Genomic DNA, 23,757 nt, shown 5'->3' on the forward strand with positions numbered 1-23,757 from the left:
GCGAGGTGCGTCAGAGGCGGAACATGCCGCCACCGCCGCCGAGGCGGGCGGAGCCGGAGCGGGCGATCTGATTGTTGCCGTCGAGGCCGAGAGCGCGCTGATAGGCTTCGCTCGCTTCGGTCTTCTTGCCTTGCTTCTCGAAGGCGAGGCCGCGGCCGGCCCAGGCGGCGGCATTGCGGTTGTCGACATTGAGCGCGGCGGTGAAGTCCTCGAGCGCCGAGTCGTATCTGCCGAGGGCGTTGAGGCTCTCGCCACGGGCGATATAGGGCGGGGCGGTATAGGGATTGCGGTCGATCACCGAGTCGAAATCGGTGACGGCCTGCTGGTGCTGGCCTTCCTTCTGGTAGACCAGCCCGCGGGCGTGGAAGGCTTCCGCCGATTCCGGGTTGAGGCGGATCGCGGTGTTGAGGTCGGCCAGCGCCTGCTGGCTGTTGCCCTGCAGGCGCAACAGGTTGGCGCGGGCGACGAAGGCCGGGGCGTAGCTCGGATTGGCGGTGGCGGCGCGGTTGAAGTCCTGCAATGCCGCGTCGTTGCGCCCGCTCTGGCGCAGCGCCAGGCCGCGATTGGTGTAGGCCGGCGCGAAATTGGCGTCGATCTGCACCGCCTTGGTGAAATCGGAGATGGCGTCGGAATAGCGGCCGACGCGGGCATAGGCGGCGCCGCGCGTGTTGTAGGCCTGCGGATCGTTCGGGTTGCGGCTCACCACTTCGCTGAGCGAGCCGATGTTGACGCTCGCGGCCTCGGCGTTCTCGGTCTGGAGTTCGGCGACGCCGGCCCCGGAGCTCATGCTCACCGTGTCGCAGCCTGCGAGCGCGAGCGCGAGGCCCGTCGCGATCAGCCAGTTCCTGCCCGTGAACATGCTCTTATCCATTGCCTCGAACTCTCGCCTGCCATGCGCTACGCCCGCTCCGGTGCGCGGCCCATCCTCCAAAACGCCCAACCCCTCACAAGGTTTGGTTAACAAGTCTACAAAAACAACTGCGCCCGGAGAAGCTCCAGGCGCAGATATCAGAATGGCACTGGGGCGGCGGTCGCCGAGCCTCTTGCGCGGTCAGACAGCCGCCGGGCGGGCGGGCCGCTCGGGGCGCTTCGGCTTCACCGGCGCCGGCAGCAGGCCTTCGCGCTGCAGCTTCTTGCGGATCAGCTTGCGGGCGCGGCGGACGGCCTCGGCCTTCTCGCGCGCCTTCTTCTCGGACGGCTTCTCGTAATGGCCCCGGAGCTTCATCTCACGGAAGACGCCCTCGCGCTGCAGCTTCTTCTTCAGCGCCCGCAGCGCCTGGTCGACATTGTTGTCGCGAACGAGAACCTGCACGGGATTGTCCGTCGTTGTGGGTGGCTCAGAATCCGGGCGGCGACCTGCCGTTCTGAAGACCGCCGCGAAGGCCGTGCGGATACCAGAATTCGCTCGGGCTGTCCACGCTGCAGCGCGGCAAAACCCGCGTAAATACGCGGTTTTCGGGGCTGCTACAGCGCTGTGCGGCTCACCCGGCCTCGGGGAGCACGCGGGTGACATGGCCCATCTTGCGGCCGGGTCTTGCGTCGCGCTTGCCATAGAGGTGCAGATGCGTGCCCGGCTCGGCCAGGATGGCGCGCCAGTCATTCGCCTGATCGCCGATCAGGTTCTGCATGGTGACGTGGCCGCGCCGCGTCGTCGCACCGAGCGGGAAGCCGCAGACGGCGCGGACATGCTGGTGGAACTGCGAGGTCTGCGCCCCTTCGCTGGTCCAGTGTCCGGAGTTGTGGACGCGGGGGGCGATCTCGTTGACGACGACCTGCTCGCCGCTCGTACCTTCGACCAGGAAGAACTCGACGGCGAAGACGCCGACATAACCGAGCGCCTCGCCGATCCGGCGTGCGGCCTCGACGGCAGCTTCCGCAGCAGCCGGGGCGATGCGCGCAGGCACCTGCGTCAGTGCCAGGATGTGGTCGCGATGCTCGTTCTCGCAGACGTCGAAGGCGGCGAAGGAACCGTCGACGGCGCGGGCGGCGACGACAGAGACCTCGCGCGCGAAAGTGACGAAACCTTCGAGGATCGCCGGGAAATGCCCGATCTCGTCCCAGGCCTGGGCGAGATCGACGCCGTCGGCGATCTTGACCTGGCCCTTGCCGTCATAGCCGAAGCGCCGCGTCTTCAGCACGGCGGGACGGCCGAGCCTGGCGACCGCCTTTTCCAGGTCGGCGAGCGAGTCGACCGGCTCGAACGGCGCCACGGCAAGGCCGAGATCGGCGACGAAGCGCTTCTCGGTGAGGCGGTCCTGCGTCACTGCGAGCGCTCGCGCTCCCGGGTACAGCGGGGTGCGGGCGGCGAGGAAGGCCGCCGTCGCGGCCGGGACGTTCTCGAACTCGTAGGTCACGACATCGACGGCGTCGGCGAAGCTGGCGAGCGCCGCCTCGTCTTCATAGGCGCCGATGGTGTGGCGGGCGGCGACCTCATAGGCCGGGCTGTCGGCGTCCGGCGCGAAGATGTGCACGCGCACGCCGAGATCGGCCGCGGCCAGCGCCAGCATGCGGGCGAGCTGGCCGCCACCGAGGATGCCGAGGACGGCGCCGGGACCGAGGCCGCGTGGATCGGGCTGGCTCATGCCTCGTCCTTCGGGCGTTCGGCGACGGCGTTGCTCAGCCGGGTGCGCCAGGCGTCGAGGCGTTCGGCGAGATCGGAGTCGGAGAGGGCGAGCACGGCGGCGGCGAGCAGGGCTGCGTTGATCGCGCCGGCCTTGCCGATGGCGAGCGTGCCGACCGGAATGCCGCCCGGCATCTGCACGATCGAGAGCAGGCTGTCCTGACCGGAGAGCGCCTTGGATTCGACGGGGACGCCGAAGACGGGAAGGGGGGTGAGCGAGGCCGTCATGCCCGGCAGATGCGCGGCGCCGCCGGCGCCGGCGATGATGACCTTGAAGCCTTCCGCCCGGGCGCCCTTGGCGAAGGCGTACATCCGGTCCGGCGTGCGATGGGCCGACATGATGCGCGCATCGAAGGGGATGCCGAGCTCGCCCAGCGTATCTGCAGCGTGACGCATCGTCGCCCAGTCGGACTGGCTGCCCATGATGATGGCGACGGGAGGAGTCGGCTCGGCCATGAAATGCGCGCTTCCCGGCAGGAGGGAGGAAGCGCGCGATCTAGACCGGCCGCAACGTCACAGGCAAGCGCGGAATCGGGATTTGCTCGGAATTCCGGTAGCCTAGGCGATAATATCAGGCGTTAGCTGGTCTTCGAGATAGGAGATGCGGTCGCGCAGATAGAGTTTGCGCTTCTTCAGGCGCTGGATCTGGATCTGGTTGACCGGGCCGAGCCGCTCGAGTGCGTCGATGGCGCTGTCGAGATCGCGATGCTCTTCGCGCAACCGCGCCAGCTCCGCCTCCAGGACCTCGATTTCCTCCTGGCTCAGTTCGAATCCCATGAAGCCGTCTCATCATCGCCGCGATCGGGCGCGACTATGCGCAGGCACGGGCGGCGCGGCAAGGGTGTCGCCCGGGCGAATGCAGGGCTGGCTTGCTCGCATTCATGCGCCTCGGGAAAGGTCTCGGAAGGGATCACAGAAACTCATGGTGCAGTGCACGTCTGCCCCGCAGACGCAAAGCCGGCTCTGTGTCAGACTTTACCTTGCCAGAACGCTCATCAGGAGGATCCAGATGTCGCTGCAGACACATCTCGCCGAGCTTGAACGCAAGCATCGCCAACTCGAGGACGCTATCGCTCAGGCGGTATCAAGCCCCTCGTCGAACGATCTCAGCGTGGCCGAGCTGAAGCGAAAGAAGCTGCTGCTGAAGGATGAGATCGAACGCGTGCGGCTGACCATGCCGTCACCGACATTGCACTGAGATGACAGGCGGGCCGCGGCGGCCCGTGACGATTTCGCGCAAGGCGCGACGCCGGCCCCGAAAGGGGCCGGCTTTTTATTGTGTGGTTCGCGTCTTGCCGGCCGCCCGCTTCGAGATCGAGCGGAAGTGATCGACGAACCGCCCGAGGGACCTCATGATGGAGAGCAGATGGGTCGAGGGAACTGCGTGATGGCGCGCATCGATATGCGCAACAGGAGCCGATATTGGAACGCACCCGGCGTCGACGGCCTCAGCTGCCTTCACGCCGACTTCACGACGCATGACTACGCGCCGCATCAGCACGACGCCTTCGTCATTGCCGTGACAGAAAGCGGGGGCTCCGAATTCAAGAGCCGCGGCCGCAGCGACGAAGCCCGTGAGAGTGTCCTTCTGGTCTTCAATCCAGCCGAGCCGCATTCCGGCCGGATGGGCTGGAGCAAAGGCTGGCGCTACCGCTCGATCTATCTGACGCAGCCTGCCATCGACCAGGTGACGGCCGATCTCGGGATCGCCCGGCCGGCCTATTTCATGCGCAATGTCCTCGGCGATGCCGATCTGATCGCGGCCTTCACGCGGCTGCACCGCAGCCTCGACGATGGCCGGGATCCGCTCGAAGAGCGTGAACTCCTCGTCGCCAGCTTCGGTCAGCTCTTCGCCCGCCATGGCGACGGTGCCCGGTCGATCCCGATCGCGCCTCGGGACGAGGCCGCGGTTTCGCGCGTTGCGAAGCGGATGGCTTCGCGGCATGCCGAGAGTCGGCTCAGCCTGAACGAGATGGGGCTTTGGGTCGACATGACCCCGTTCCAGCTCATCGGTCTGTTCAAGCGTACGGTCGGGCTGACGCCTCACGCCTATCTGACCCAACTCCGCTTGAAGGCGGCAATCCGACAGCTGAAAGCAGGCGCGCCTATCGCAGACGCGGCTCTGGCCAGTGGTTTCTACGACCAGAGCGCGCTGACCAGGCACTTCAAGCGCTCGTTCGGGATCACGCCGCTTCAGTACCAACGGGCCGGCTCTGCCAGCTGAGCGATCAATTTCCGCCAATACCGTGCTGAAGCAGCTCGCCAGGCTCCTTGTCGAAAAGGAGCCTTCGCGTGACGCGTTATTTCTGTCTGGACGAGCCGGAGGTGTTCGACCTCGAAACCGCGGTCGTGGCTGCCGAGCCGGGCCGCGTCCGGCTCGATCGCTCGCCGTTCTATCCTGGCGGTGGCGGCCAGCTCGCCGACAGGGGAACATTGCACTGGTCCGGCGGCGAGGTCCCGATCGCCGGCTTCGAGATTCTAGGCGACGGCATCTGGCACCTGCTTGCCGCGCCGGTGATGCTTTCGGGCGCCGTCGCTGCGCAGGTCGACCGCCCGTTCCGGCAGCTGATGCGCGAACTCCATACCGATCTGCACATCGTCAATGCGCTGGTCTACCAGCGCTTCGACGGCGCGCTCGTGACCGGCGTCCAGATGAACGAGGACGGCACGGCGCGGATCGATTTCGACTTAGCCGAAGCCGACAATGAGCGCCTGCGCAGCCTCGAAGGCGCCATCAACGACGTGATCAGGCAGGACCTGCCGGTCGGCGAAACCTATGTCGGTGAAGACGAAGCGTTCGACGAGCCTGGCCTGATCCGCTCGCGCTCGGTCACGCCGCCGCCGACGGCCGATGGCAAGATCAGGGTCGTCGAGATCGTCGGGCTCGATCGCCAGGCCTGCGGCGGCACGCATCTGGCGTCGACGGGAGCGTCGCGCCCGCTGCGGATCCTGAAGATCGACAACAAGGGCCGCCATAACCGGCGCCTTCGCATCGGCCTCGACGGCGTGTGAGGCCGGCGATGTCAGCGCTGTTGAAAGGGTTTTGGGCGCGTCCGCTTCTGCTGCTCTGGCTGCCGCCGCTGTTCTGGGCAGGCAATCTCGTTCTCGGCCGCGCGCTCGGGCCAAGCTTTCCGCCAGTCTCGCTCGCCGTCGGGCGCTGGCTCGTCGCGCTGGCCTGCCTTGCCCCCTTCATCGGCCGGCAGGCCTGGCGTGAGCGCGGGCTGCTGCGGCAGCATCTTGCCCTGATCGTCGCCTGTGGCGCCTTCGGTGTCGCCGGCTACAATGCGCTGGGTTACCTCGCGCTGCGGACGACGCCCGCCGCCAGCGTCGCCTTCCTGAACTCGACCTTGCCGCTGATGGTGCCGCTCGCGGCCTTCGCACTCGGGGTCGAGCGCGTTTCCGGCCGGACGCTTGCGGGCATCGCGCTGTCCTTTGCTGGGGTGATCTGGATCGTCGCACGCGGCGACCTGCAGCAGCTGCGCGGATTGCGGGCCGATGGCGGCGAGTTGCTCGTGCTCATCGCCGTCGCAAACTACGCGGTCTACTCCGTCCTGCTGCGGCGTAAGCCGGCAGCCTTGAGCCCGCTCGTCTTTCTGGCGGCAACGATGGCGGCCGGCCTGTTGGTGCTGGCGCCGTTCTGGGCCTTCGAGCTGGCGCAAGGCGCGCGCATTCCGACCGATGCGGGCTCGGTCGCGGCGGTTCTCTATATCGGCGTGTTCGCCTCGCTCATCGCCTTCATCCTCTGGGGGCACTGCGTGGCGACGCTCGGGCCCAGCGTCACCGGGGTGTCGTTCCATCTGGTGGCGCTGTTCACGGCCTTGCTTGCGGTCGCGGTTCTGGGCGAGCCGGTGCACGGCTTCCACCTTGTCGGGATGGCTCTGATCCTCGCCGGATTCTTCCTCCCGACCGGGACCTGGGGGAGCGCTCGACTACGACCAGCACGGCAACCCGGCACATCCCGGCTCTGAGAAGCGCCATGGATACGATCGAGATTCTGCAAAAGCTCGTGGCCTTCGACACCACCTCGCAGCGCTCCAATCTCGATCTGGTCCACTGGGCCGCCGATTACCTCGAGAGCGCTGGCGCGCGGGTGCGCCTGACCAGCGACGCCTCGGGCGAAAAGGCCAACATCCTGGCGACGATCGGGCCGGATCAGCCGGGAGGCATCGTCCTCTCCGGGCATACCGATGTCGTCACCGTCGACGACCAGGATTGGGCGAGCGATCCGTTCGCGCTCGCCGGCCGGGATGGGCGCCTGCATGGCCGCGGCGCCGTCGACATGAAGGGCTTCGTCGCGGCCTGCCTCGCAGCTGTCCCGGGCTGGCGGGCCAGCGAGCTGCGGCGGCCGATCCATCTTGCCCTGTCCTATGACGAGGAGGTCGGCTGCCTTGGCGTGCCGCTGTTGATCGCCGACATGCTGGCGCATGGCCCGCTGCCGGCGCTCGCCATCATCGGGGAGCCGACGCAGATGCACATCGGGCTCAGCCATCGCGGCTTCTATGGCTATCGCAGCGTCTTCCATGGCCGCGCCGCCCATTCGAGCGACCCCCTTCTCGGCGCCAGCGCGATCGAGCCGGCGGCGGCACTCGTGGCCAGCCTTACCGCCCTCGGGGGAGGGCAGAGCAGCGGTCGAACAACTGTCAACATCGGCAGGATCGAGGGCGGGAATGCCATCAACATCATTCCCGAACGCTGCGAGGTCGTCTGGGAGTTCCGGCCGCCCGATGAAGCTGCGGCACGGGCCGTGCTCGCCGCCGTCGAAGACCTGGCGGCTGGGCTGGCTGCCGGGGTGAGCGTCGAAACGGCCTCGCTAGCGAGCGTGCCGCCGCTCGACTGCGCGGCGGGCAGTCCGGCTGCCGGAGTGGTACGCGAGCTCGGGGGCTTGTGGCCGCCGATCGCGATGCCGTTCGGGACCGAGGCAGGCTTCTTCCAGCAGGCGGGCATCCCGGCTTTGGTCTGCGGTCCGGGCTCGATCGCACAGGCGCATCAGCCGAATGAGTGGATCGCCATGACTGAACTCGACGCGGCGGACCAACTTCTGACGCGCGTCGGTGCCTGGGCGGCCGCAGAGAGTTGAGATCGGTCAGGCGGGCGCTCCTTGTCTCAAGGCGCAGCGGAGAAGGAAATCTCACCGCGTCACGGGGCGAAACTGACCACCGGAGCTTCGACGCGGCAGGTTTCTTCGACCGATGGTTTGGTGGCGGTTCTCGTCAGTTCGAATCTGGAGCACAGATTGCCGTAGCCGGGTGTTGCCACCGTGCCCGACATGTTGGTGCCGCCTTGCCCGACCCGCCCGTGCAGGTCGACGGTGATGTAGCCGGCCGGTCGCTTGATCCAGGTGGAGCCGATGATGTCGACCGCGCCGCCACTCCTGATGCGGCCTGAGACCGTGAAGCAGCCATCAGGCACGGTGATGTTCTCGCGCACGGCGTAGAACTGGAACACGCCGGAAAATTCGCGGCCATCTTGCGGGTCGATCGTTAGGGTCAGCCCGGTCTTCCCCTGCGCGCAGACATAGGTGCCTTGCCAGTTTCCGGTGAGTGCGGCGGAGGCGTCCTGGGCCCGAACCGACGGTGCCAGCATGGCCATGAGCGCCAGCGCCGGAGCCGTGATCACATAAGCAACCGCCGGCCTGCCCCAGCGGGCCGTGAAGGGAGCCGTTTGCCTCCGCGCTATCACAATGCCCGCGCCATCTCGCGCAGCTTGAACTTCTGGATCTTGCCGGTCGAGGTCTTGGGCACCTCGGTGAAGACCACCGTCCGCGGGCATTTGAACGAGGCGAGCAGGGTCTTGCACCAGGCGATGATCTCGTCCTGCGTGGCGCTCTGACCGGGCTTCAATTCGACGAAGGCGCAGGGGGTCTCGCCCCATTTCTCGTCGGGGCGGGCGACGACAGCGGCGGCCTGCACCGCCGGGTGCTTGTAGAGCGCATCCTCGACCTCGATCGAGGAGATGTTCTCGCCGCCGGAGATGATGATGTCCTTGGAGCGGTCCTTGAGCTGGATGTAACCGTCGGGATGCATCACGCCGAGATCGCCGGAGTGGAACCAGCCGCCCGCGAAGGCGGCCTTGGTCGATTTCGGGTTCTTGAGATAGCCCTTCATCACGACATTGCCGCGGAACATCACCTCGCCGAGCGTCTGGCCGTCATGCGGCACGGGCTCCAGCGTCTCGGGGTCGCGGACATCGAGCCCTTCCAACGCCGGATAGCGCACGCCCTGGCGCGCCTTGAGCGCCGCCTGCTCGCCGCCGGACAGGGCGTCCCAGGCGCCGTTCCACTCGTTGACCACGGCGGGACCATAGACCTCGGTCAGCCCGTAGAGATGGACGACGTTGAAGCCGGCCTGCGCCATGCCGGCGAGCACTGCTTCGGGCGGCGGCGCGGCGGCGGTGAAGAAATTGACCTGCTGGGCGAAGCTGCGCCGCTCCGCCTCGGGCGCGTTGAGAAGCGCCGACATCACGATCGGCGCGCCGCACATATGGGTGACGCCATGGTCGGCCAGCGCATCGTACATCGCCTTGGCCCGGACCTGGCGCAGGCAGACATGGGTGCCGGCGAGCAGCGAGATCGTCCAAGGGAAGCACCAGCCATTGCAGTGGAACATCGGCAGGGTCCAGAGATAGACCGGGTGCCTCCCCATGCCGCCGGTGAGCACGTTCGAGGTCGCGAGCAGGTTGGCGCCGCGATGGTGGTAGACCACGCCCTTGGGATCGCCGGTGGTGCCGGAGGTGTAGTTCAGCGCGATCGCGTCCCACTCGTCCGATGGCATCAGCCAGTCGAAATCGGGATCGCCCTGCTTGAGCAACTCCTCGTACTCGATGCTGCCGAGGCGCTCGCCCGGCCCGTCATAGACCGGGTCGTCATAGTCGATGACGAGCGGCTTCACCTTGCAGAGCGCCAGCGCCTCCTTGACCGTCTTCGAGAACTCGCGATCGGCGATCAGCACCCTGGCCTCGCCATGGTCGAGCGAGAAGGCGATGATCGCGGCATCGAGGCGGGTGTTGAGCGTGTTCAGCACCGCCCCGCACATCGGCACGCCGTAATGGCATTCGAGCATGGCCGGGGTGTTCGGCAGCATCGCCGCCACCGTGTCGTTCTTGCCGATGCCGTGCTGCTTCAGGGCCGAGGCGAGACGGCGGGTGCGGGCGTAGAGCTCGGCGTAAGGCCGCTTCAGCGGGCCATGGACGACGGCGACATGGTTCGGGAAGACGCTGGCGGCGCGCTCGAGGAAGGGCAGCGGCGAGAGCGGCTGGAAGTTCGCCGGGTTGCGATCGAGATCGGTGTCGTAAGGGGAGATCGGCATGGCGTTCGGCGTTCCCGGCTGGTGTTGCCGACCAGCCTAGAAGCGCGTCCCGCCTCCCGCAATCAGCCGAAGAGCGGACGCAGGCCGTCGAAGACGAGTTTCACGCCGACTGCGATCAGCAGCCAGTAGATGATGGTGTAGAAGCGCTCGGCCGGGACGCGCCTGACCAGCCAGACGCCGGCGATGGTCGAGAGGATCGCGACCGGGGCGAGTGCGGCCGAGGCCATCAGGTTCTGCGGGCTGAACTGGCCGAGGACGAAATAGGGCAGCACCTTGATCCAGTTCATCAGCGCGAAGAACAGCGCGCCGGTGCCGACAAAGACCGCCGGCGGCAGGCGTTGCGGCATGGTGTAGATCTGGAAGGGTGGGCCGCCGGCATGGGCGATCATGCTGGTGAAGCCGCAGATCGCCCCCCAGAGCGTTCCGGCCGCATAGTTCGCCTTGGTCACCGGCTGGGCTGCCGTCTTGCCGGCGAGGAGGCGGCGCAGCGCGAAGCCGATCGAGATCATCCCGACCGCGAGGCCGACGACGGCATCGGAGACCTTCGCCGCCAGGAGATAGCCGACGAGCACGCCGAGCAGCATGCCGGGGATCAGGGTGGCGAGGTTGCGGCGATCGAAGTCGCGGCGATAGGACCAGACCGAGACGACGTCCTGGATGATCAGGATTGGCAGCATGATCGCCGCCGCCTGCACCGGCGAGACGATCAGCGCCATCAACGGCAGCGAAAGCAGGCTCAGGCCCGCAAAGCCGCCCTTGGACAGCCCCATCAGGATGACGGCCGGCACCATGATGGCGAAGAAGGTGAGGTCGAAGGTCATCGTCCCGCGCGGCTGCCGGCTGGGCCGGCTGTGCAGCACAGCCCATGCGGTTGCGCTGAAAGTCTGACAGAGGAGCGCTTGCACGCAAGCGGCGGACATGGGCACGATCCCGCGCCAAATCCGGCCCGCAGACGGCCAGCCCTGAGCGAAGCTCTAGGCCCAATACCAGGCGAAGAGGAACGCTTTTGATGACTGCCAGCCATGCAAGCCGCTATGCTGAGATCTATGCCGCCTGGCAGCGGGACCCGGAAGGCTATTGGGCCGAGATCGCGGGGGGCATCGAGTGGATCAAGCCGCCGCAGCAGATCTTCGACGCGGAGGCCGGCATCTATGGCCGCTGGTTCCCGGATGCGAGCTGCAACACCTGCTTCAACGCGCTGGATAGGCATGTCCGTGATGGCCGCGCCGAGCAGACGGCGCTGATCTACGACAGCCCGGTCACCGGCACCAAGCAGCGTTTCACCTACGCTGAGATGCTCGACGAGGTGTCGACCCTCGCGGCCGTGTTGCAGGACCAGGGCGTCGGCAAGGGCGATCGCGTCATCCTCTACATGCCGATGATCCCCGAAGCAGCCATTGCCATGCTGGCCTGCGCTCGGATCGGCGCGGTGCATTCGGTGGTGTTCGGCGGCTTTGCGGCGAAGGAGCTGGCGACCCGTATCGACGACGCCACGCCGAAGCTGATCATGACCGCGACCTGCGGCATCGAGCCGACGCGCGTGGTCGAATACAAGCCGTTGCTCGACGCCGCGATCGATCTTTCGACGCACAAGCCCGATGCCTGCATCGTGCTGCAACGGCCGCAGGTCGATGCCTCCATGCATGTCAGCCGCGACAAGAACTGGCGCACGCTCGTCGCCGCCGCCCGCGCAAACGGTCGCAAGGCTGACTGCGTCGAGGTCGCCGCGACCGACCCACTCTATGTGCTCTACACTTCCGGCACGACCGGCAGACCCAAGGGCGTGGTGCGCGACAATGGCGGTCACATGGTCATGCTGCTGGCGACGATGACGCAGCTCTACGACGTCAGGCCCGGCGAGGTGATGTTCACGGCGTCCGATGTCGGCTGGGTCGTCGGCCACAGCTATATCGTCTACGGCCCGCTGCTGCTCGGCGCGACCTCGATCCTCTACGAGGGTAAGCCGGTCGGCACGCCCGATCCCGGCGCCTATTGGCGGGTGATCGCGGAGCATAAGGCGGTGGCGATGTTCACGGCGCCGACCGCTTTCCGGGCGATCCGCAAGGACGACCCGCAGGCGACCTATCTCAAGAACTACGATCTCTCGCAGTTCCGCACGCTCTTCCTCGCAGGCGAGCGGGCCGATCCCGACACGCTGAAATGGGCCGAGGAGGTGCTGAAGGTGCCGGTGGTCGACCATTGGTGGCAGACCGAGACCGGCGCCTGCATGGTCGGCAATCCGGTCGGCCTCGGCCTTCTGCCGATCAAGCACGGCTCGCCGAGCGTGCCGCTGCCGGGCTACGACATCCAGTGCCTCGACGAAGGCGGCAAGCCCGTGCCGGCCGGGACGATGGGCGCGATCGTCGCCAAGCTGCCGCTGCCGCCCGGCGCGCTGCCGACGCTTTGGCAGGACGATGCCCGCTTCCGCAGCGCCTATCTCGAAACCTATCCCGGCTTCTACAACACCTCGGATGCCGGTTTCATCGACGCGGACGGCTATGTCTTCATCATGGGCCGCACCGACGACATCATCAACGTCGCCGGCCACCGTCTCTCGACCGGTGGCATGGAGGAGGTGCTGGCCTCGCATCCGGCCGTGGCCGAGTGCGCCGTGGTCGGAATCAGGGACGGGCTCAAGGGCGAGCAGCCCTGCGGCTTCGTGGTGATGAAGGCCGGGGTGACGCAGTCGCCGGCAGAGGTCGAGAAGGAGCTGGTCGGGCTGGTGCGCGACAGGATCGGTCCCGTCGCCGCCTTCAAGCTCGCGATCACGGTGGCGCGCCTGCCGAAGACGCGCTCCGGCAAGATCCTGCGCGCCACGATGAAGAAGATCGCCGATGGCGAGGAGTACGCCATGCCGGCGACGATCGAGGATCCGGCGGTGCTGGCTGAGATCGGCGTCGCGCTGAAGGGCAGGGGGCTGGGCTGAAGTTGCATCGTGCAATTCGGCGACAATACAACTTTACGTTGCTTTAAATAGAATCGTTCAGGATCGCAGGCGCTTATCCTGCCGGATCTAAACGATGGCGTTTCGCCCACGCATCGGACTGCTGGCTCTGGCGATCGGTGCGCTGCTCGCGCCGGTCGGCGTCATCCTTGCGCCGCGCGACGGTGCGACCGTTCTCGTGCTCGCGGCAAGCTCTGTTGCCGCGGCCGAGGCCGTGAGCCTTGCTGACGGTGTCATCCTCGCACCGGTCGGCCGTTTCGGCTTGCTGGCCCGCTCGGCCGTCCCCGGCTTTTCAACCCGCCTCTACAGCTCCGGCGCCGCGCTCGTCCTGGCCGGGCTGGGCGGCGGCTGCTCCGGCCAGGCGCGCGATCCCTTCATCTCAGCGAGACGGTCCCCATGAGCCAGAGCCTCGAGACGTTCCGCGGCGCCTTCGCCAAGCCCTTGATGACAGGGCAGTGGCTGCTGGTGCCGGTGACCTGCGCCGTCGCCTGGTTTGCCGGGCATCCGGCGCTTTTCGCGATCGGGCTGGTCTCGACCCTGCTCGCCGCGGCCACGACCCTGGCCTGGCGTTCGGATGGGATCGGCCTGTCGACCCGCCTGGTCTCGACCATCGCGATCAACGGGCAGGTCGCTCTGCTGGTCTTCGCCTGCGAGGGCACGCGCTACCAGATCGACCTGCACATGGCCTTCTTCGCCGCGCTCGCGGTGATGACGGCGTGGTGCTGCTGGCGCTCGATCCTGGCGGCGACGGTGGTCGTCGCGGTGCATCATCTCGTCCTGAACTTCGCCTATCCAGCGGCGGTGTTTCCCGATGGCAGCGAGTTCGCCCGTGTCGTCGTCCACGCCGTCATCCTGCTGGCCGAGGCGGGCGCACTGATCTGGATCGCGCAGCGGCTCGCCGCGGCGCTCGATCAGGCCGACGAGGCGGCCTCGACCGCTCTACTCAACCAGGAGCGCGCCGAGATATTGCGCCATGACAATGTGGCAAGCGAAGCCGAGCGTGTCGCGATCGAAGCGCACTTGCTCGAAGCCGTCGCCGGCGTGGTCGATGCGGCCAAGCGCGGCGATTTCTCGGTTCGAACCGTCCGCACTGCCGACCTTGGCCGGTTCGGCGCGCTGGTGAGCGGCATCGACGAGCTGACCGACGCTTGCGAAGCTTTCCTGGACGAGGCCGATCGTGCGCTCTCGGGGCTGGCCGACGGCGATCTGAGCACGCGGATGTCGACCGGCTTCGAAGGGCGGCTCGCTGCCGTCGCCGGCAATTTCAACCGCTCGGCGGAGGCGCTCGCTGGAGCGCTGGCGGCAGTCGCGAGCAACGCAGTCCAGACGCGAGCTGCGGCCGAGGACATCCTCTCGGCGACACTCGACCTGTCGCAGCGCGGGCAGAGCCAGGCCAATGCGCTTCAGGACACCTCCAGCGTCATCGAGGAGATCGCCGCTACTGTCCGCCAGACCTCCGACATCGTCCAGGCGGCGGCGCGCAAGGCGCGCTCGACCGCCGACGATGCCGGCGCGGGCGTCGCGGTCGCGGGCCGCGCGGTCGAGGCGATCGACAAGATCGACCAGCAGGCACGCCGGATCGTCGACATCGTCGAGGTCATGGACGGGCTCGCCTTCCAGACCAATCTGCTGGCGCTGAACGCCTCGGTCGAGGCGGCGCGGGCGGGCGATGGCGGTCGCGGCTTTGCCGTGGTCGCGACCGAGGTCCGCCGGCTCGCCCAGCAATCGGCCGATGCGGCGCGCGACGTCCGGGTGCTGATCAGCGAGACCAAGGTCCATGTCGACGAGGGGGTGAGGCTGGTGCGCGAGACCGGCGCCAGCCTCACCGCCATCTCCGGCGAGGTCGAGGAGGTCGCGCAGGCCTTCGGCGAGATCAGCCAGGCGACGGCGGAGCAATCGCAGGGCGTCGGCGCGATCGAGCGGGCGCTGGTCGAGATCGATGCGGCCACGCAGGACAATGCCCAGGCGGCGGAACGCACCGCCGCGGCAGGGCGAGGCATGGCGGAGGCGGCCGAAGCAGTCGCGAGGCTGGCTGGCAGCTTCCGGCTCGATGGCGGGCAGGCCAGTGCGGGATTGCGCCGGGCGGCCTGAGCCGCATCGCGATCAGAACCCCAGCGCCGCGCCGTTCCAGCGCAGCAGCCGCGCCGGCAGCTCCAGCCGCATCAGATCCTCGCCGACGATCAGCGGCCCGGCATAGCCGCCCGCACGGATCTCGGAAAAGAGCGCCGCGGTGTCGGCTCCCGGCGGAACGAGATGGGTCAGCGCCAGCGCCTTGACGCCGGCGCGCTCGGCAAGGCCGCCCACGACTGCCGGGGTCATGTGATAGCTCTGCACCGACGCCACGGTCTCGGCCGAGCGCACGCCGGCGGCGACAGGCATCTGGCTGTCGATGAAGACCTCGCAGATGAGCAGGTCGCAGCCCTGCGCAGCCTGCTTCAGTGACGGCGTCAGGCGCGTATCGCCGGAGAAGACGATATTGTTACCTTCTGCCGATAGTTTGAGCCCGAAGGCCGGCTCGACCGGCTTGTGGTCAACGAGGAAGGCCTCGACCACAAGAGCGCCCAGCCCGGCGACCGGGCCCTCGCGCAATTCCTCGAAGACGACCTCGAGACCGGTGGCATCCGGTCGCTTCTCGAAGGCGATGCGCAAGGCCCGCTCGCGGGCGAAGGCCTCGTACTGGCCGCGCATATTGGCGAGCGCCGGCTGCGGTGCGAGCACGCGCCAGGGCCGGCTGCGGCCCTGATGCCAGGACGAGACGACGAGCTGGTAGAAATCGACCAGATGGTCGGAATGCTCATGGGTGACGATCAGCGCGTCGATCTGCGCCCCGGCATGACCGGCGGCGACGAGGCGCTGGCTGACGCCGGAGCCGCAATCGACCAGAACCTTGACGCCACCCGCCTCAACGAGATGGGCGGGGCCGGCGCGGCGCAGGCTGACCGGAGGGGCACCGGTGCCGAGGAAGGTGAAAGCGAGATCGGTGGCCACGGTCACTCGTCTCCAGCTTCGATCGTTTGGAGCACTGCTGCGCTTCTTCGAAACGGGGTAGTGCTCCAACCCTTTATTCTATCGCATTTTCTTCACGCGAACCGGTGGCCACTTCGCTCGAAAATGCTCTCGTCGGGCTCAGTAGCCGCCGTCGTCGTCCTCTTCCGCCGGGCGCTTGAGCTGCTTCAGCTTGGCGAAGACCGAATCGACGTCGATCTTCTCCTCTTCCTCGCGCTTCGGCCGGCTCATGTCGGCGAAGGGCTGCGAGGCCGGCGCCGGCTGCGGCGCGGTCGTCACCTCGGCCGGGAGCAGGGTCGAGCCAGTCTCCTGCAGGACCATCGCGGGGCGCTCCTTGGCGGCGCGGGCCACTTCGAAGTCGAGGTCGATCTGCGAGGACAGGCCGAGGCTGACCGGATCGATCGGCTGCAGTTGCTGGGCGTTCCAATGCGTGCGGTCGCGGATCTGGGCGATCGTCGTCTTGGTCGTGCCGATCAGGCGGATGATCTGCGCGTCCTTGAGCTCGGGATGGTTGCGCAGCAGCCAAAGGATCGCGTTCGGGCGGTCCTGGCGTTTCGAGACCGGGGTGTAGCGCGGGCCCTTGGTGCGCTTGATCTCCGGGACCTTGACCTTGCGCTCGGCGAGCTTGAGCTGGTGAGCCGGGTTCTTGGCGGCGCGCTCGAGCTCCTCGCGGGTGAGCTGGCCGGAGGTGATCGGGTCGAGGCCCTTGATGCCGGCCGCGACCTCGCCGTCGGCGATGCCGCGCACTTCGAGCGGATGCAGTTTGCAGAACTCGGCGATCTGCTCGAAGGTCAGCGAGGTGTTCTCGACCAGCCAGACCGCAGTGGCCTTGGGCATCAGCGGCGTTTGTGACACGGGCCGTCTCCTGGAATGTCGCGGGCAATAGCTCTCAGGCGCCGACCGGCCGCCCCGGCCGGTCATCCAAATCATCGATGATGAGGAGGATGGCGCGCGTTATAGGCAAAGCCGCGATTGCTGTCCAATCAAACCAATGGATCAGATTGTCAGCACGATCTTGCCGATATGGGCGTTGCTCTCCATCAGCGCATGCGCCTCGGCTGCCTGCGCGAGCGGGAAGCGGGCGTGGATCACCGGCTTGCAACGCCCTTCCGTCAGCAGCGGCCAGACCTTCTGCTCGAGCTCGCGCGCGATTGCCGCCTTCTCGGCGATCGTGCGCGGGCGAAGCGTCGAGCCGGTATGGGTCAGCCGCTTCATCATCAGACGGCGAAAGTCGACCTCGGTCTTCGGACCGTTGAGGAAAGCGATCTGGACGATGCGGCCGCTTTCGGCTGCGGCATCGTAATTGCGGTTGATGTAGTCGCCGCCGACCATGTCGAGGATCAGGTCGACGCCCCGACCTCCAGTCGCCGCCTTCGCCGCGGCGGCAAAATCCTCGTTTCGGTAGTTGATGGCATGGTCGGCGCCGAGTTCGCGGCAGGCGGTGCATTTTTCGTCCGAGCCCGCGGTTGCCAGCACGGTCGCGCCGAAGGCCTTGGCGAGCTGGATCGCGGTGGTGCCGATGCCCGAGGTGCCGCCATGCACCAGGAAGCTCTCGCCCTTCTTCAGGCCGCCGCGCTGAAAGACATTGGTCCAGACGGTGAAATAGGTCTCAGGGATCGCGCCGGCCTCCTCCAGCGACAGGCCGGCCGGGATCGGCAGGGCATTGTCCTCATGGACCACGGCATATTCGGCATAGCCGCCGCCGGCGACGAGCGCGCAGACCTGGTCGCCGACCTCATAGCGCGAGACGCCTTCGCCGAGGGCGACGATCCGGCCGGCGATCTCGAGACCGGGAATGTCGGAGGCGCCGGGAGGCGGGGCGTAACCGCCCATGCGCTGCAGCACGTCGGGCCGGTTGACGCCGGCGACCGAGACATGGACCAGGACCTGGCCCGGACCGGGCTGCGGCACCGGGCGCTGCCGGGCTTGAAGGACCTCCGGGCCGCCGGGGGCATCGAAGCCGATGGCGGTCATCATCGCGGGCAGGGCAGTCATGGGCATCTCCTCGCCTGTGGTGCTGGCGTTCGTGTCCGATTAAGCTCCCGCGCTCGTAGGATGCAAGGCGAGGCTACGATGGCTGGATTTCTCGATGATGATCGCCCGGCGCCGAAGCGGGCTCACGAGATCGGGCAGGACCTGTCGCAGCTCGCCGTCGCCGAGCTCGACGAGCGCATCGCGCTGCTGGAAGCCGAGGTCGCGCGGCTGCAGGAGGCGCGGGAGAAGAAGGCGGCGTCGCGCTCGGCCGCCGATGCCTTCTTCAAGGCGAAGGCCTGAGGCGAAACCGCGGCAGTCAACAGCAAAGGCAGAGCCGGCGGCACTTGGCGGGACGGTTGAGTCCTTCCTGCCACGCGACAAGATGCGCCAGCGGATGAACGGATATTCATCTTCGCATCGCGGGCCGACGCGCCTATCCTGAGGACGTGGACAGAAGGCGGCGAGATGCCGCCCGCCCGCGCCGACGCGACGTCTCGGCCGGGGCCGCTTCCGACAATGACAGTCAGGTGGAAACGAGCGGACAGGCGGCTGGAAGCCGTCGCCGATCGCGTGCCTGCCTTCGACGACAGGAGAAAGACGATGCGCTTCGTCGCGCTCGCCATGGCCTTGCTCGGCGCCACGCCGGTTGCCGCCATAGAGGATACCGCCCGAGTCGGGCTGCGCGAGGACGGGGGAAAGCCGCTCGCCGCCCTGCAACTGCGCTGGCCGCAGACCATCGTGATCATGCAGGCGCCGGTCACCGTGCTCGGCGGGCACAGCATCGAGATCCGGCGCGAGATCGCGCCCAGCGTCAGCTTGGGCGGCACCTATCGCTATTCGTTGGGCGAGCGATTCGTCAGCGAGCGCTTCGGCCTGAAGCTGACGGTGACCCGGTAGCGAGCTGGCCGGGTCAGGATCGTTCGAATTTGTCGCATTTTCGGGCGCCGTTAACGGTCGCTTAACGATTCCAAAGTATGAATCGCATCATCCAGTTTGTCTGGATGTCGAGTGGCTCCTGCCCACTCTGTTTGACGCCTCCCTGTTGACCTTCGAGCCGCCTTCGGGGCGGCTCTTTTTTTGTCCGCGCCCGGATTTCCGGGCGGGGCAGGGGCATCGACGGCCCGGACCATCGCACCGTTAACCTTAACGACACGTTACCACAGCGCCGACAAGCTCATGGCGTTATCCTTGCGATGTCCCGGCCAGAACCGGCGTCGCGTCCTTCGACCGCACGCCACTGTGCCGATTGGAGACATGGGATGACCGATTTGACGATGCTGAGGCCTGTGGCCGAGGACGGCGCGATCTCGTTTGCACGCGGCTTCGTCAAATCGGACGCGTTCATGCAGCTGTTCCGCGAGGGGATGGGGCTGGTCGAGGCGACCGCCTCCTATCTCGACGGGGAAGGGCGGGCCGAATCGGCGGCGCTGCCGCGCGAGGTCTCGCTGACCTATGCGACCGAGAGCATGCGCCTGACGACACGGCTGATGCAGATCGCCTCCTGGCTGCTGGTGCAGCGCGCCGTCGCCGAGGGCGAGATGAGTACCGACCAGGCACGTAACGAGCACAACAAGGTGCGCATCGCCGAGCCGATGCTGCAGCCGAGCAGCGCCGAGGCCGCGCGCCTGCCGCAGCGCCTGCGCGACCTGATCGGCCATTCAATCCGCCTGCAGGAGCGCATCCGCAATCTCGACGAGCAGATGTCGGGCGCTGTCCGGCCAGCTGCGGCGAACCCGGTGCGCGGCCAGCTCGAGAGCCTGCAGGCCCGGCTCGGCCTGCTGCGCTGATATCGGGCGTCATGCTCGGGCTTGTCCCGAGCATCTCAGGCCGGAAGAGCCCCGACCGGGGGCCCTCTCGTGATGAGATTCCTGGGCCTGCGCTTCACTGCGCCCGAGAATGACGGCACTTTCCAGCCGCGGCCTATCGTCGCCATCAATGCAAAAAGCCCGGCCGTGAGGCTGGGCTTTTCTGTCGTGCTCGCCGGCCCAGAAAGGCCGCGAAAACGCGAATTACTTCTTGGCGAGGGTGCCCAGCGCACCGAAACGCGAGTTGAAGCGCGAGACGCGGCCGCCACGGTCCAGCATGTGCTGGGTGCCGCCGGTCCAGGCCGGGTGGGTCTTCGGGTCGATGTCGAGGTTGAGGGTGTCACCCTCCTTGCCCAGCGTCGAACGCGTGAAGTATTCGGTGCCATCGGTCATGACGACCTTGATGGTGTGGTAGTCGGGATGAATGCCGGTCTTCATGGCGAAATCCTCAATTGTCGAAAAGCGGGCTGCCGGAACTCGGCGCGCATCGCCGGCTCTTCGAACAATTCGTACGAGCCTGTTGTGAAGTCGGCTGCCCATAGCGCAGCCGCAGCGACGGTGCAAGCTTTTCGGGATAGGTGAGCGTGGCGAACGAGAACAACGAAGACAGCAAGGCGCGGCCGGATTTCAGCGCGCTGCGCTCGTTCTGGCCCTATGCAATGGCGCAGAAGCAGCGGATCGCTTTCGCGCTCGTGGCCCTGATCGTCGCTTCGCTCGCGACGCTGGCGCTGCCCATGGCGGTCAGGCGCGTCATCGATGTCGGCTTCTCCGGCGGCGAGCAGCAGCTGGCGAACTCCTATTTCGCCATCCTGATCGCCGTCGTCGCGGTGCTGGCGCTGGCGAGCTCGTTCCGCTTCTATCTGGTGATGACGGTCGGCGAGCGCGTCGTCTCGCAATTGCGGGCCGACGTCTTCGCGCATCTGACCCGGCTCGAGCCGGCCTTCTTCGACGCCAGCCGGGCCGGCGACCTGGTTTCGCGCCTGACGGCCGATACGACGCAGATCAAGTCGACCTTCGCCTCGACCGCCTCGATAGCCCTGCGCAACGCCATCATGTTCCTCGGCGCGCTGGCGCTGATGATCTTTACCAGCCCGCAGCTCTCGGCGATCGTGATCGGTGCGATCCCGCTGGTCGTGTTGCCGCTGGTGTTCTCGGGCCGCAGCGTGCGCAAGCGCGCCCGCGCCGCGCAGGACCGGCTCGCCGACGCCTCCGCCTTCGCTGCCGAGGCGATCGGGGCGATCCGGACCATGCAGTCCTTCGGGGCGGAGCGCGCCACGACGCTGCGCTTCCAGGGGGCCTCGGATGGCGCCTATGACGCTTCGCGCGATGCGACGCGCTCGCGTGCCTGGCTTTCCGGCATCGCGATCTTCCTGGTCTCGGCCAGCGTCGTGCTGGTGCTCTGGGTTGGCGCGACCGAGGTCTTCGCCGGACGGATGAGCGGCGGGCGCCTGTCGCAATTCGTGCTCTACGCCGTGCTGGCGGCGAGCTCGCTCGGCCAGCTCTCGGAAGTCTATGGCGACATTTCGGCCGCGGCCGGCGCCGCCGGAAGGCTCGGCGAGATTCTTGCGACCAAGCCGGCCATCACCGCACCGCCCCATCCCAAGGCGTTGCCCACGCCGCCGGTTGGCGCGCTCAACTTCGAGGGCGTCTCCTTCCGCTATACCGGCCGCAGCAATCTCGCGCTGGCGGATCTCGACCTTGCGATCAAGCCGGGCGAGCGCGTCGCGCTGGTCGGCCCGTCCGGTGCCGGCAAGAGCACGGTGCTGCAACTGGCGCTGCGCTTCTACGATCCCTTCGCCGGCCGCGTCGTGGTCGATGGCGTCGCCGGGCCGGAAGCTGATCCGACCGATTGGCGGACTCGCTTTGCACTCGTGCCGCAGGAGCCGACCGTGTTCGGCGTCTCCGTCGCCGACAACATCGCCTATGGCCGCCCCGGAGCGAGCCGGGCGCAGATCGAAGAGGCAGCGCAGCTCGCCGCAGCTGACGGCTTCATCCGGGCCCTGCCTGAGGGCTACGACACCGTCATCGGCGAGCGCGGCGTCACGCTCTCGGGCGGCCAGCGCCAGCGCCTCGCCATCGCCCGCGCCGTGCTGAAGGACGCGCCGATCCTGCTGCTTGACGAGGCGACCTCGGCGCTCGATTCGGAAAGCGAGCGCGCCGTGCAGGACGCGCTCGACCGGTTGATGCAAGGGCGGACCACGCTGGTCGTGGCCCACCGCCTCGCCACCATCCTCTCCGCCGACCGCATCCTGGTGATGGAGGACGGGCGGGTGGTCGAGGAAGGCACGCATGCCGCCCTCGTCGCCAAGGGGGGGCTCTATGCACGCCTCGCCGCGCTCCAGTTCGGGCTGGAAGCGGCCTAGTCAGCCTGCCGGCTGGAGAGCCGCTTCAAGCAGCGTCGCGGTGTCCAGCAGCCCCTGCTTGCGCGCCGCCTGCGCCGGCGTCAGCCCTTCCGCGTTCCGCATCGCTGGATCGGCACCCGCCGCCAGCAGGAATTCGGCGAGATCGCAGGCGCTGGTGTCGTGATCAGGCAGGCAGAACAAGGGCGGCTCGCCTGAGCGGGCCGACGCATTGGCGAGCGCAGGAGCCTCGGCGAAGAGCGTCTCCAGTCGCTCGATCTCGCCGGCCTGACACAGGGCTTCGATGTCGTGACTGCGCGAGGCCAGATAGATCTGCGCAGCGCTGGCGCCCTGATGACGCGCCCAGCCGAGCGGCGTCGAGCCATAGCGGCGCTCGATCGGATCGATCTCGGCACCCGCCTCGACCAAGAGCGCGACGATCTCGATCGCGTCGCTGCCGGCCGCCTCGTGCAGGGCGCGAACGCCGTCGCGAGTCTCAGCATCCGGCGAAACGCCGAGGCGCAGCGCGAGGGCCGCGATCTCCGCCTTGCCCTGCCGGATCGCGACCAGCAGCGGGGCCGGGCTGAGCAGGAAGTCCAGATTGCCGTCGAGAAGCCGGCGCGCCTCGGCTTCTTCGCCGCGGGCAACCGCGGCGGTGAAGGCCTCCTGCCCGCTGAGCTCGACCGGGCTGGCGCCATTGTCGACGAGCAGGCCGACGAGATCGCTGCGGCCGTCGATCATGGCCTGCTTGACCAGGCTCTGCTTCGAATAGGCGTTGAGCACCTGCGCCCGGGCGCCATGGGCGAGGAGCCAGGCGGCGCGTTTCGGCTGGCGCGGCACGGCGTTGCCGAGCAAATAGTCGAGCGGCGGCGCCGGCAATTCGCGTACAGGCTCGTGCCAGCGCCCGGTCTCGCCGCGCTTTTCCGTCTCACTCCAGAGCAGATCGAGCCAGAACACCTCGTCAGCGCCGAGCGACGAGTTGTAGAGCGCCTGGCCGTTGAGCGGGTCGGCGCCGCGAGCGATCATCAACTGCGCCAGCGCCTCTGCCTGCGGATGCGGCGGCTGATTGCCTTCGCCGCCGCCGATGACGCCGGTCAGTGGCGTGAAATGGTTGCTGCCGTCGCTGAACAGTGCGTTCGGAGCGGCGCCATGGTCGAGCAGGAGCTGCGCGATAGCGACGGCGTTGCGCGACAGGGCCTCGTTCGGCAGGCGGGTGAAGGCGAGACGGAGCAGCGGCTTCCAGCCGTCGAAATCGCTCGGTCTGTCCGCCAGTGCCGCGTCCTTGCCGAGAAAGCTGCGGACAGCGTCAAGGTCATGCGCGGCGACGGCGGTGTGGATGCTGTCGCCGACGATCTCGGGGTGGCGTTCGAGCAGGCGCTGCGCCAGCGCGCCGCGCGCCGGCCGATCAGCCTCGTATGTGCCCCAATTTTGCGTGCCCGGCCTGACGCCGTAGCGCAGCACCGACTTCTCCAGGAACAGCGCGACGAGCGCGGCACGGCCGCGCGCCGCAGCCTCCCGCGCAGCGAGTTCCTGCTTCAGCGCTGCCCAGTTCGCCAGCCCGTAGTCGCGGGCGAGCGCGTGCTGGACCTCGCGCAGCTTTGCCGCACCGGCGTGGTTCGGGATCAGCTTACGGAAACGGGCAAGGGCCTCGGTGTCGCCGGCCTCGATCTCCTTCAGCCAGCGCTTGGCCTGGCGACGGATCGTCTCGAGGGTCGAACGGGGCGTGAGTTCACGGGTGGGATCAGACATGGGTCTTCCTTCCGAG

General features: G+C 67.6%; 25 protein-coding genes. 12 read left to right on the forward strand and 13 right to left on the reverse strand.

Going from position 1 to position 23,757, the window contains the following annotated elements:
* Positions 1-10 precede the first annotated feature (10 nt).
* The 5 genes from ASE66_RS15635 to ASE66_RS15655 form a co-directional block, all read right to left on the reverse strand.
* A complete protein-coding gene (locus ASE66_RS15635; protein WP_082613493.1) occupies positions 11-859 on the reverse strand; it encodes a tetratricopeptide repeat protein in 849 nt (282 codons plus the stop codon).
* 192 nt (positions 860-1,051) lie between these two features.
* Complete coding sequence (rpsU, locus tag ASE66_RS15640; protein ID WP_057190629.1) at positions 1,052-1,312, reverse strand: 30S ribosomal protein S21; 261 nt, start codon at positions 1,310-1,312, stop codon at positions 1,052-1,054.
* A gap of 169 nt (positions 1,313-1,481) precedes the next feature.
* Positions 1,482-2,582, reverse strand: a complete 1,101-nt coding sequence (locus ASE66_RS15645) for a 5-(carboxyamino)imidazole ribonucleotide synthase (protein WP_057190630.1) — start codon at positions 2,580-2,582, stop codon at positions 1,482-1,484.
* Entirely contained in the window at positions 2,579-3,076 is a 498-nt protein-coding gene (gene purE / locus ASE66_RS15650) for a 5-(carboxyamino)imidazole ribonucleotide mutase (protein WP_057190631.1), read from the reverse strand. Before purE ends, ASE66_RS15645 begins: the two co-directional genes overlap by 4 nt.
* 102 nt (positions 3,077-3,178) lie before the next feature.
* A complete protein-coding gene (locus ASE66_RS15655) occupies positions 3,179-3,397 on the reverse strand; it encodes a YdcH family protein (RefSeq protein WP_057190632.1) in 219 nt (72 codons plus the stop codon).
* A 232-nt stretch (positions 3,398-3,629) separates the two neighbouring features.
* Between ASE66_RS15655 and ASE66_RS15660 the strand changes: the two genes are divergently transcribed.
* The 5 genes from ASE66_RS15660 (at position 3,630) to argE (ending at position 7,697) form a co-directional block, all read left to right on the forward strand.
* A complete protein-coding gene (locus ASE66_RS15660) occupies positions 3,630-3,818 on the forward strand; it encodes a YdcH family protein (RefSeq protein WP_057190633.1) in 189 nt (62 codons plus the stop codon).
* 126 nt (positions 3,819-3,944) lie between these two features.
* Complete coding sequence (locus tag ASE66_RS15665; protein WP_200964606.1) at positions 3,945-4,844, forward strand: AraC family transcriptional regulator; 900 nt, start codon at positions 3,945-3,947, stop codon at positions 4,842-4,844.
* 68 nt (positions 4,845-4,912) lie between these two features.
* A complete protein-coding gene (locus ASE66_RS15670) occupies positions 4,913-5,632 on the forward strand; it encodes an alanyl-tRNA editing protein (RefSeq protein ID WP_057190635.1) in 720 nt (239 codons plus the stop codon).
* 8 nt (positions 5,633-5,640) lie between these two features.
* Positions 5,641-6,588: a DMT family transporter gene (locus ASE66_RS15675; protein WP_057190636.1), complete on the forward strand. Its 948-nt coding sequence runs from the start codon at positions 5,641-5,643 to the stop codon at positions 6,586-6,588.
* Between the two features lie 8 nt (positions 6,589-6,596).
* The gene (gene argE / locus ASE66_RS15680; protein WP_057190637.1) at positions 6,597-7,697 is read left to right on the forward strand and encodes an acetylornithine deacetylase; all 1,101 of its coding nucleotides are present in this window, start codon (positions 6,597-6,599) and stop codon (positions 7,695-7,697) included.
* Positions 7,698-7,756: 59 nt separating this feature from the next.
* On the opposite strand, the gene ASE66_RS15685 is transcribed toward argE, so the two are convergent.
* From ASE66_RS15685 to ASE66_RS15695, 3 genes are all read right to left on the reverse strand, one after another.
* Positions 7,757-8,209 (reverse strand): hypothetical protein, encoded by a 453-nt coding sequence (locus ASE66_RS15685; protein ID WP_156412185.1) that lies wholly within the window; start codon positions 8,207-8,209, stop codon positions 7,757-7,759.
* An 86-nt stretch (positions 8,210-8,295) separates the two neighbouring features.
* Positions 8,296-9,924 (reverse strand): acyl-CoA synthetase, encoded by a 1,629-nt coding sequence (locus ASE66_RS15690; protein ID WP_057190639.1) that lies wholly within the window; start codon positions 9,922-9,924, stop codon positions 8,296-8,298.
* A 62-nt stretch (positions 9,925-9,986) separates the two neighbouring features.
* Complete coding sequence (locus ASE66_RS15695) at positions 9,987-10,745, reverse strand: sulfite exporter TauE/SafE family protein (RefSeq protein ID WP_057190640.1); 759 nt, start codon at positions 10,743-10,745, stop codon at positions 9,987-9,989.
* A gap of 188 nt (positions 10,746-10,933) precedes the next feature.
* Between ASE66_RS15695 and ASE66_RS15700 the strand changes: the two genes are divergently transcribed.
* The 3 genes from ASE66_RS15700 to ASE66_RS15710 all read left to right on the forward strand — a co-directional run bounded on the left by ASE66_RS15700 (position 10,934) and on the right by ASE66_RS15710 (position 14,959).
* Positions 10,934-12,850, forward strand: coding sequence for a propionyl-CoA synthetase (locus tag ASE66_RS15700; protein WP_057190641.1), 1,917 nt, complete (start codon positions 10,934-10,936; stop codon positions 12,848-12,850).
* Between the two features lie 94 nt (positions 12,851-12,944).
* On the forward strand, positions 12,945-13,268 hold the full coding sequence (locus tag ASE66_RS15705) for a hypothetical protein (RefSeq protein ID WP_057190642.1): 324 nt from the start codon (positions 12,945-12,947) through the stop codon (positions 13,266-13,268).
* On the forward strand, positions 13,265-14,959 hold the full coding sequence (locus tag ASE66_RS15710; RefSeq protein ID WP_057190643.1) for a methyl-accepting chemotaxis protein: 1,695 nt from the start codon (positions 13,265-13,267) through the stop codon (positions 14,957-14,959). The genes ASE66_RS15705 and ASE66_RS15710 overlap by 4 nt, the downstream gene beginning before the upstream one ends.
* Before the next feature lie 12 nt (positions 14,960-14,971).
* Here the strand turns inward: ASE66_RS15710 and ASE66_RS15715 are convergent, their stop codons facing one another.
* The 3 genes from ASE66_RS15715 to ASE66_RS15725 all read right to left on the reverse strand — a co-directional run bounded on the left by ASE66_RS15715 (position 14,972) and on the right by ASE66_RS15725 (position 17,869).
* The gene (locus ASE66_RS15715) at positions 14,972-15,856 is read right to left on the reverse strand and encodes an MBL fold metallo-hydrolase (protein WP_057191086.1); all 885 of its coding nucleotides are present in this window, start codon (positions 15,854-15,856) and stop codon (positions 14,972-14,974) included.
* Between the two features lie 138 nt (positions 15,857-15,994).
* Positions 15,995-16,729, reverse strand: coding sequence for a DUF1013 domain-containing protein (locus ASE66_RS15720; protein ID WP_057190644.1), 735 nt, complete (start codon positions 16,727-16,729; stop codon positions 15,995-15,997).
* A gap of 141 nt (positions 16,730-16,870) precedes the next feature.
* Complete coding sequence (locus ASE66_RS15725) at positions 16,871-17,869, reverse strand: NAD(P)H-quinone oxidoreductase (RefSeq protein WP_057190645.1); 999 nt, start codon at positions 17,867-17,869, stop codon at positions 16,871-16,873.
* 78 nt (positions 17,870-17,947) lie between these two features.
* Between ASE66_RS15725 and ASE66_RS15730 the strand changes: the two genes are divergently transcribed.
* The 3 genes from ASE66_RS15730 (at position 17,948) to ASE66_RS15740 (ending at position 19,635) form a co-directional block, all read left to right on the forward strand.
* Positions 17,948-18,148 carry a DUF1192 domain-containing protein gene (locus ASE66_RS15730; RefSeq protein WP_057190646.1) on the forward strand — a complete coding sequence of 67 codons (201 nt, stop codon included), beginning with the start codon at positions 17,948-17,950 and terminating at the stop codon, positions 18,146-18,148.
* A gap of 300 nt (positions 18,149-18,448) precedes the next feature.
* A complete protein-coding gene (locus tag ASE66_RS15735) occupies positions 18,449-18,745 on the forward strand; it encodes a hypothetical protein (RefSeq protein WP_057190647.1) in 297 nt (98 codons plus the stop codon).
* 362 nt (positions 18,746-19,107) lie between these two features.
* Positions 19,108-19,635, forward strand: coding sequence for a DUF1465 family protein (locus ASE66_RS15740; protein ID WP_057190648.1), 528 nt, complete (start codon positions 19,108-19,110; stop codon positions 19,633-19,635).
* Between the two features lie 222 nt (positions 19,636-19,857).
* Here ASE66_RS15740 and rpmE read toward each other — a convergent pair whose 3' ends face one another.
* Positions 19,858-20,091 (reverse strand): 50S ribosomal protein L31, encoded by a 234-nt coding sequence (rpmE, locus tag ASE66_RS15745; RefSeq protein ID WP_057190649.1) that lies wholly within the window; start codon positions 20,089-20,091, stop codon positions 19,858-19,860.
* Between the two features lie 146 nt (positions 20,092-20,237).
* On the opposite strand from rpmE, the gene ASE66_RS15750 reads away from it, so the two are divergent.
* Positions 20,238-22,016, forward strand: coding sequence for an ABC transporter transmembrane domain-containing protein (locus tag ASE66_RS15750; protein WP_057190650.1), 1,779 nt, complete (start codon positions 20,238-20,240; stop codon positions 22,014-22,016).
* Here the strand turns inward: ASE66_RS15750 and ASE66_RS15755 are convergent, their stop codons facing one another.
* Positions 22,017-23,741: an ankyrin repeat domain-containing protein gene (locus ASE66_RS15755; protein ID WP_057190651.1), complete on the reverse strand. Its 1,725-nt coding sequence runs from the start codon at positions 23,739-23,741 to the stop codon at positions 22,017-22,019.
* Positions 23,742-23,757 lie beyond the last annotated feature (16 nt).

The organism is Allobosea sp. Root483D1 (assembly GCF_001429505.1).
Taxonomy (GTDB): domain Bacteria; phylum Pseudomonadota; class Alphaproteobacteria; order Rhizobiales; family Beijerinckiaceae; genus Allobosea.

What these genes read in the sequence shown, in the direction of transcription:
- ASE66_RS15635 (WP_082613493.1), bottom strand. Translation starts at nt 859, where the DNA reads ATGTTCACGGGCAGGAACTGGCTGATCGCGACGGGCCTCGCGCTCGCG.
- ASE66_RS15645 (WP_057190630.1), bottom strand. Translation starts at nt 2,582, where the DNA reads ATGAGCCAGCCCGATCCACGCGGCCTCGGTCCCGGCGCCGTCCTCGGC.
- purE (WP_057190631.1), bottom strand. Translation starts at nt 3,076, where the DNA reads ATGGCCGAGCCGACTCCTCCCGTCGCCATCATCATGGGCAGCCAGTCC.
- ASE66_RS15655 (WP_057190632.1), bottom strand. Translation starts at nt 3,397, where the DNA reads ATGGGATTCGAACTGAGCCAGGAGGAAATCGAGGTCCTGGAGGCGGAG.
- ASE66_RS15660 (WP_057190633.1), top strand. Translation starts at nt 3,630, where the DNA reads ATGTCGCTGCAGACACATCTCGCCGAGCTTGAACGCAAGCATCGCCAA.
- ASE66_RS15675 (WP_057190636.1), top strand. Translation starts at nt 5,641, where the DNA reads ATGTCAGCGCTGTTGAAAGGGTTTTGGGCGCGTCCGCTTCTGCTGCTC.
- argE (WP_057190637.1), top strand. Translation starts at nt 6,597, where the DNA reads ATGGATACGATCGAGATTCTGCAAAAGCTCGTGGCCTTCGACACCACC.
- ASE66_RS15685 (WP_156412185.1), bottom strand. Translation starts at nt 8,209, where the DNA reads ATGGCCATGCTGGCACCGTCGGTTCGGGCCCAGGACGCCTCCGCCGCA.
- ASE66_RS15690 (WP_057190639.1), bottom strand. Translation starts at nt 9,924, where the DNA reads ATGCCGATCTCCCCTTACGACACCGATCTCGATCGCAACCCGGCGAAC.
- ASE66_RS15695 (WP_057190640.1), bottom strand. Translation starts at nt 10,745, where the DNA reads ATGACCTTCGACCTCACCTTCTTCGCCATCATGGTGCCGGCCGTCATC.
- ASE66_RS15700 (WP_057190641.1), top strand. Translation starts at nt 10,934, where the DNA reads ATGACTGCCAGCCATGCAAGCCGCTATGCTGAGATCTATGCCGCCTGG.
- ASE66_RS15705 (WP_057190642.1), top strand. Translation starts at nt 12,945, where the DNA reads ATGGCGTTTCGCCCACGCATCGGACTGCTGGCTCTGGCGATCGGTGCG.
- ASE66_RS15710 (WP_057190643.1), top strand. Translation starts at nt 13,265, where the DNA reads ATGAGCCAGAGCCTCGAGACGTTCCGCGGCGCCTTCGCCAAGCCCTTG.
- ASE66_RS15725 (WP_057190645.1), bottom strand. Translation starts at nt 17,869, where the DNA reads ATGACTGCCCTGCCCGCGATGATGACCGCCATCGGCTTCGATGCCCCC.
- ASE66_RS15730 (WP_057190646.1), top strand. Translation starts at nt 17,948, where the DNA reads ATGGCTGGATTTCTCGATGATGATCGCCCGGCGCCGAAGCGGGCTCAC.
- ASE66_RS15735 (WP_057190647.1), top strand. Translation starts at nt 18,449, where the DNA reads ATGCGCTTCGTCGCGCTCGCCATGGCCTTGCTCGGCGCCACGCCGGTT.
- ASE66_RS15740 (WP_057190648.1), top strand. Translation starts at nt 19,108, where the DNA reads ATGACCGATTTGACGATGCTGAGGCCTGTGGCCGAGGACGGCGCGATC.
- rpmE (WP_057190649.1), bottom strand. Translation starts at nt 20,091, where the DNA reads ATGAAGACCGGCATTCATCCCGACTACCACACCATCAAGGTCGTCATG.
- ASE66_RS15755 (WP_057190651.1), bottom strand. Translation starts at nt 23,741, where the DNA reads ATGTCTGATCCCACCCGTGAACTCACGCCCCGTTCGACCCTCGAGACG.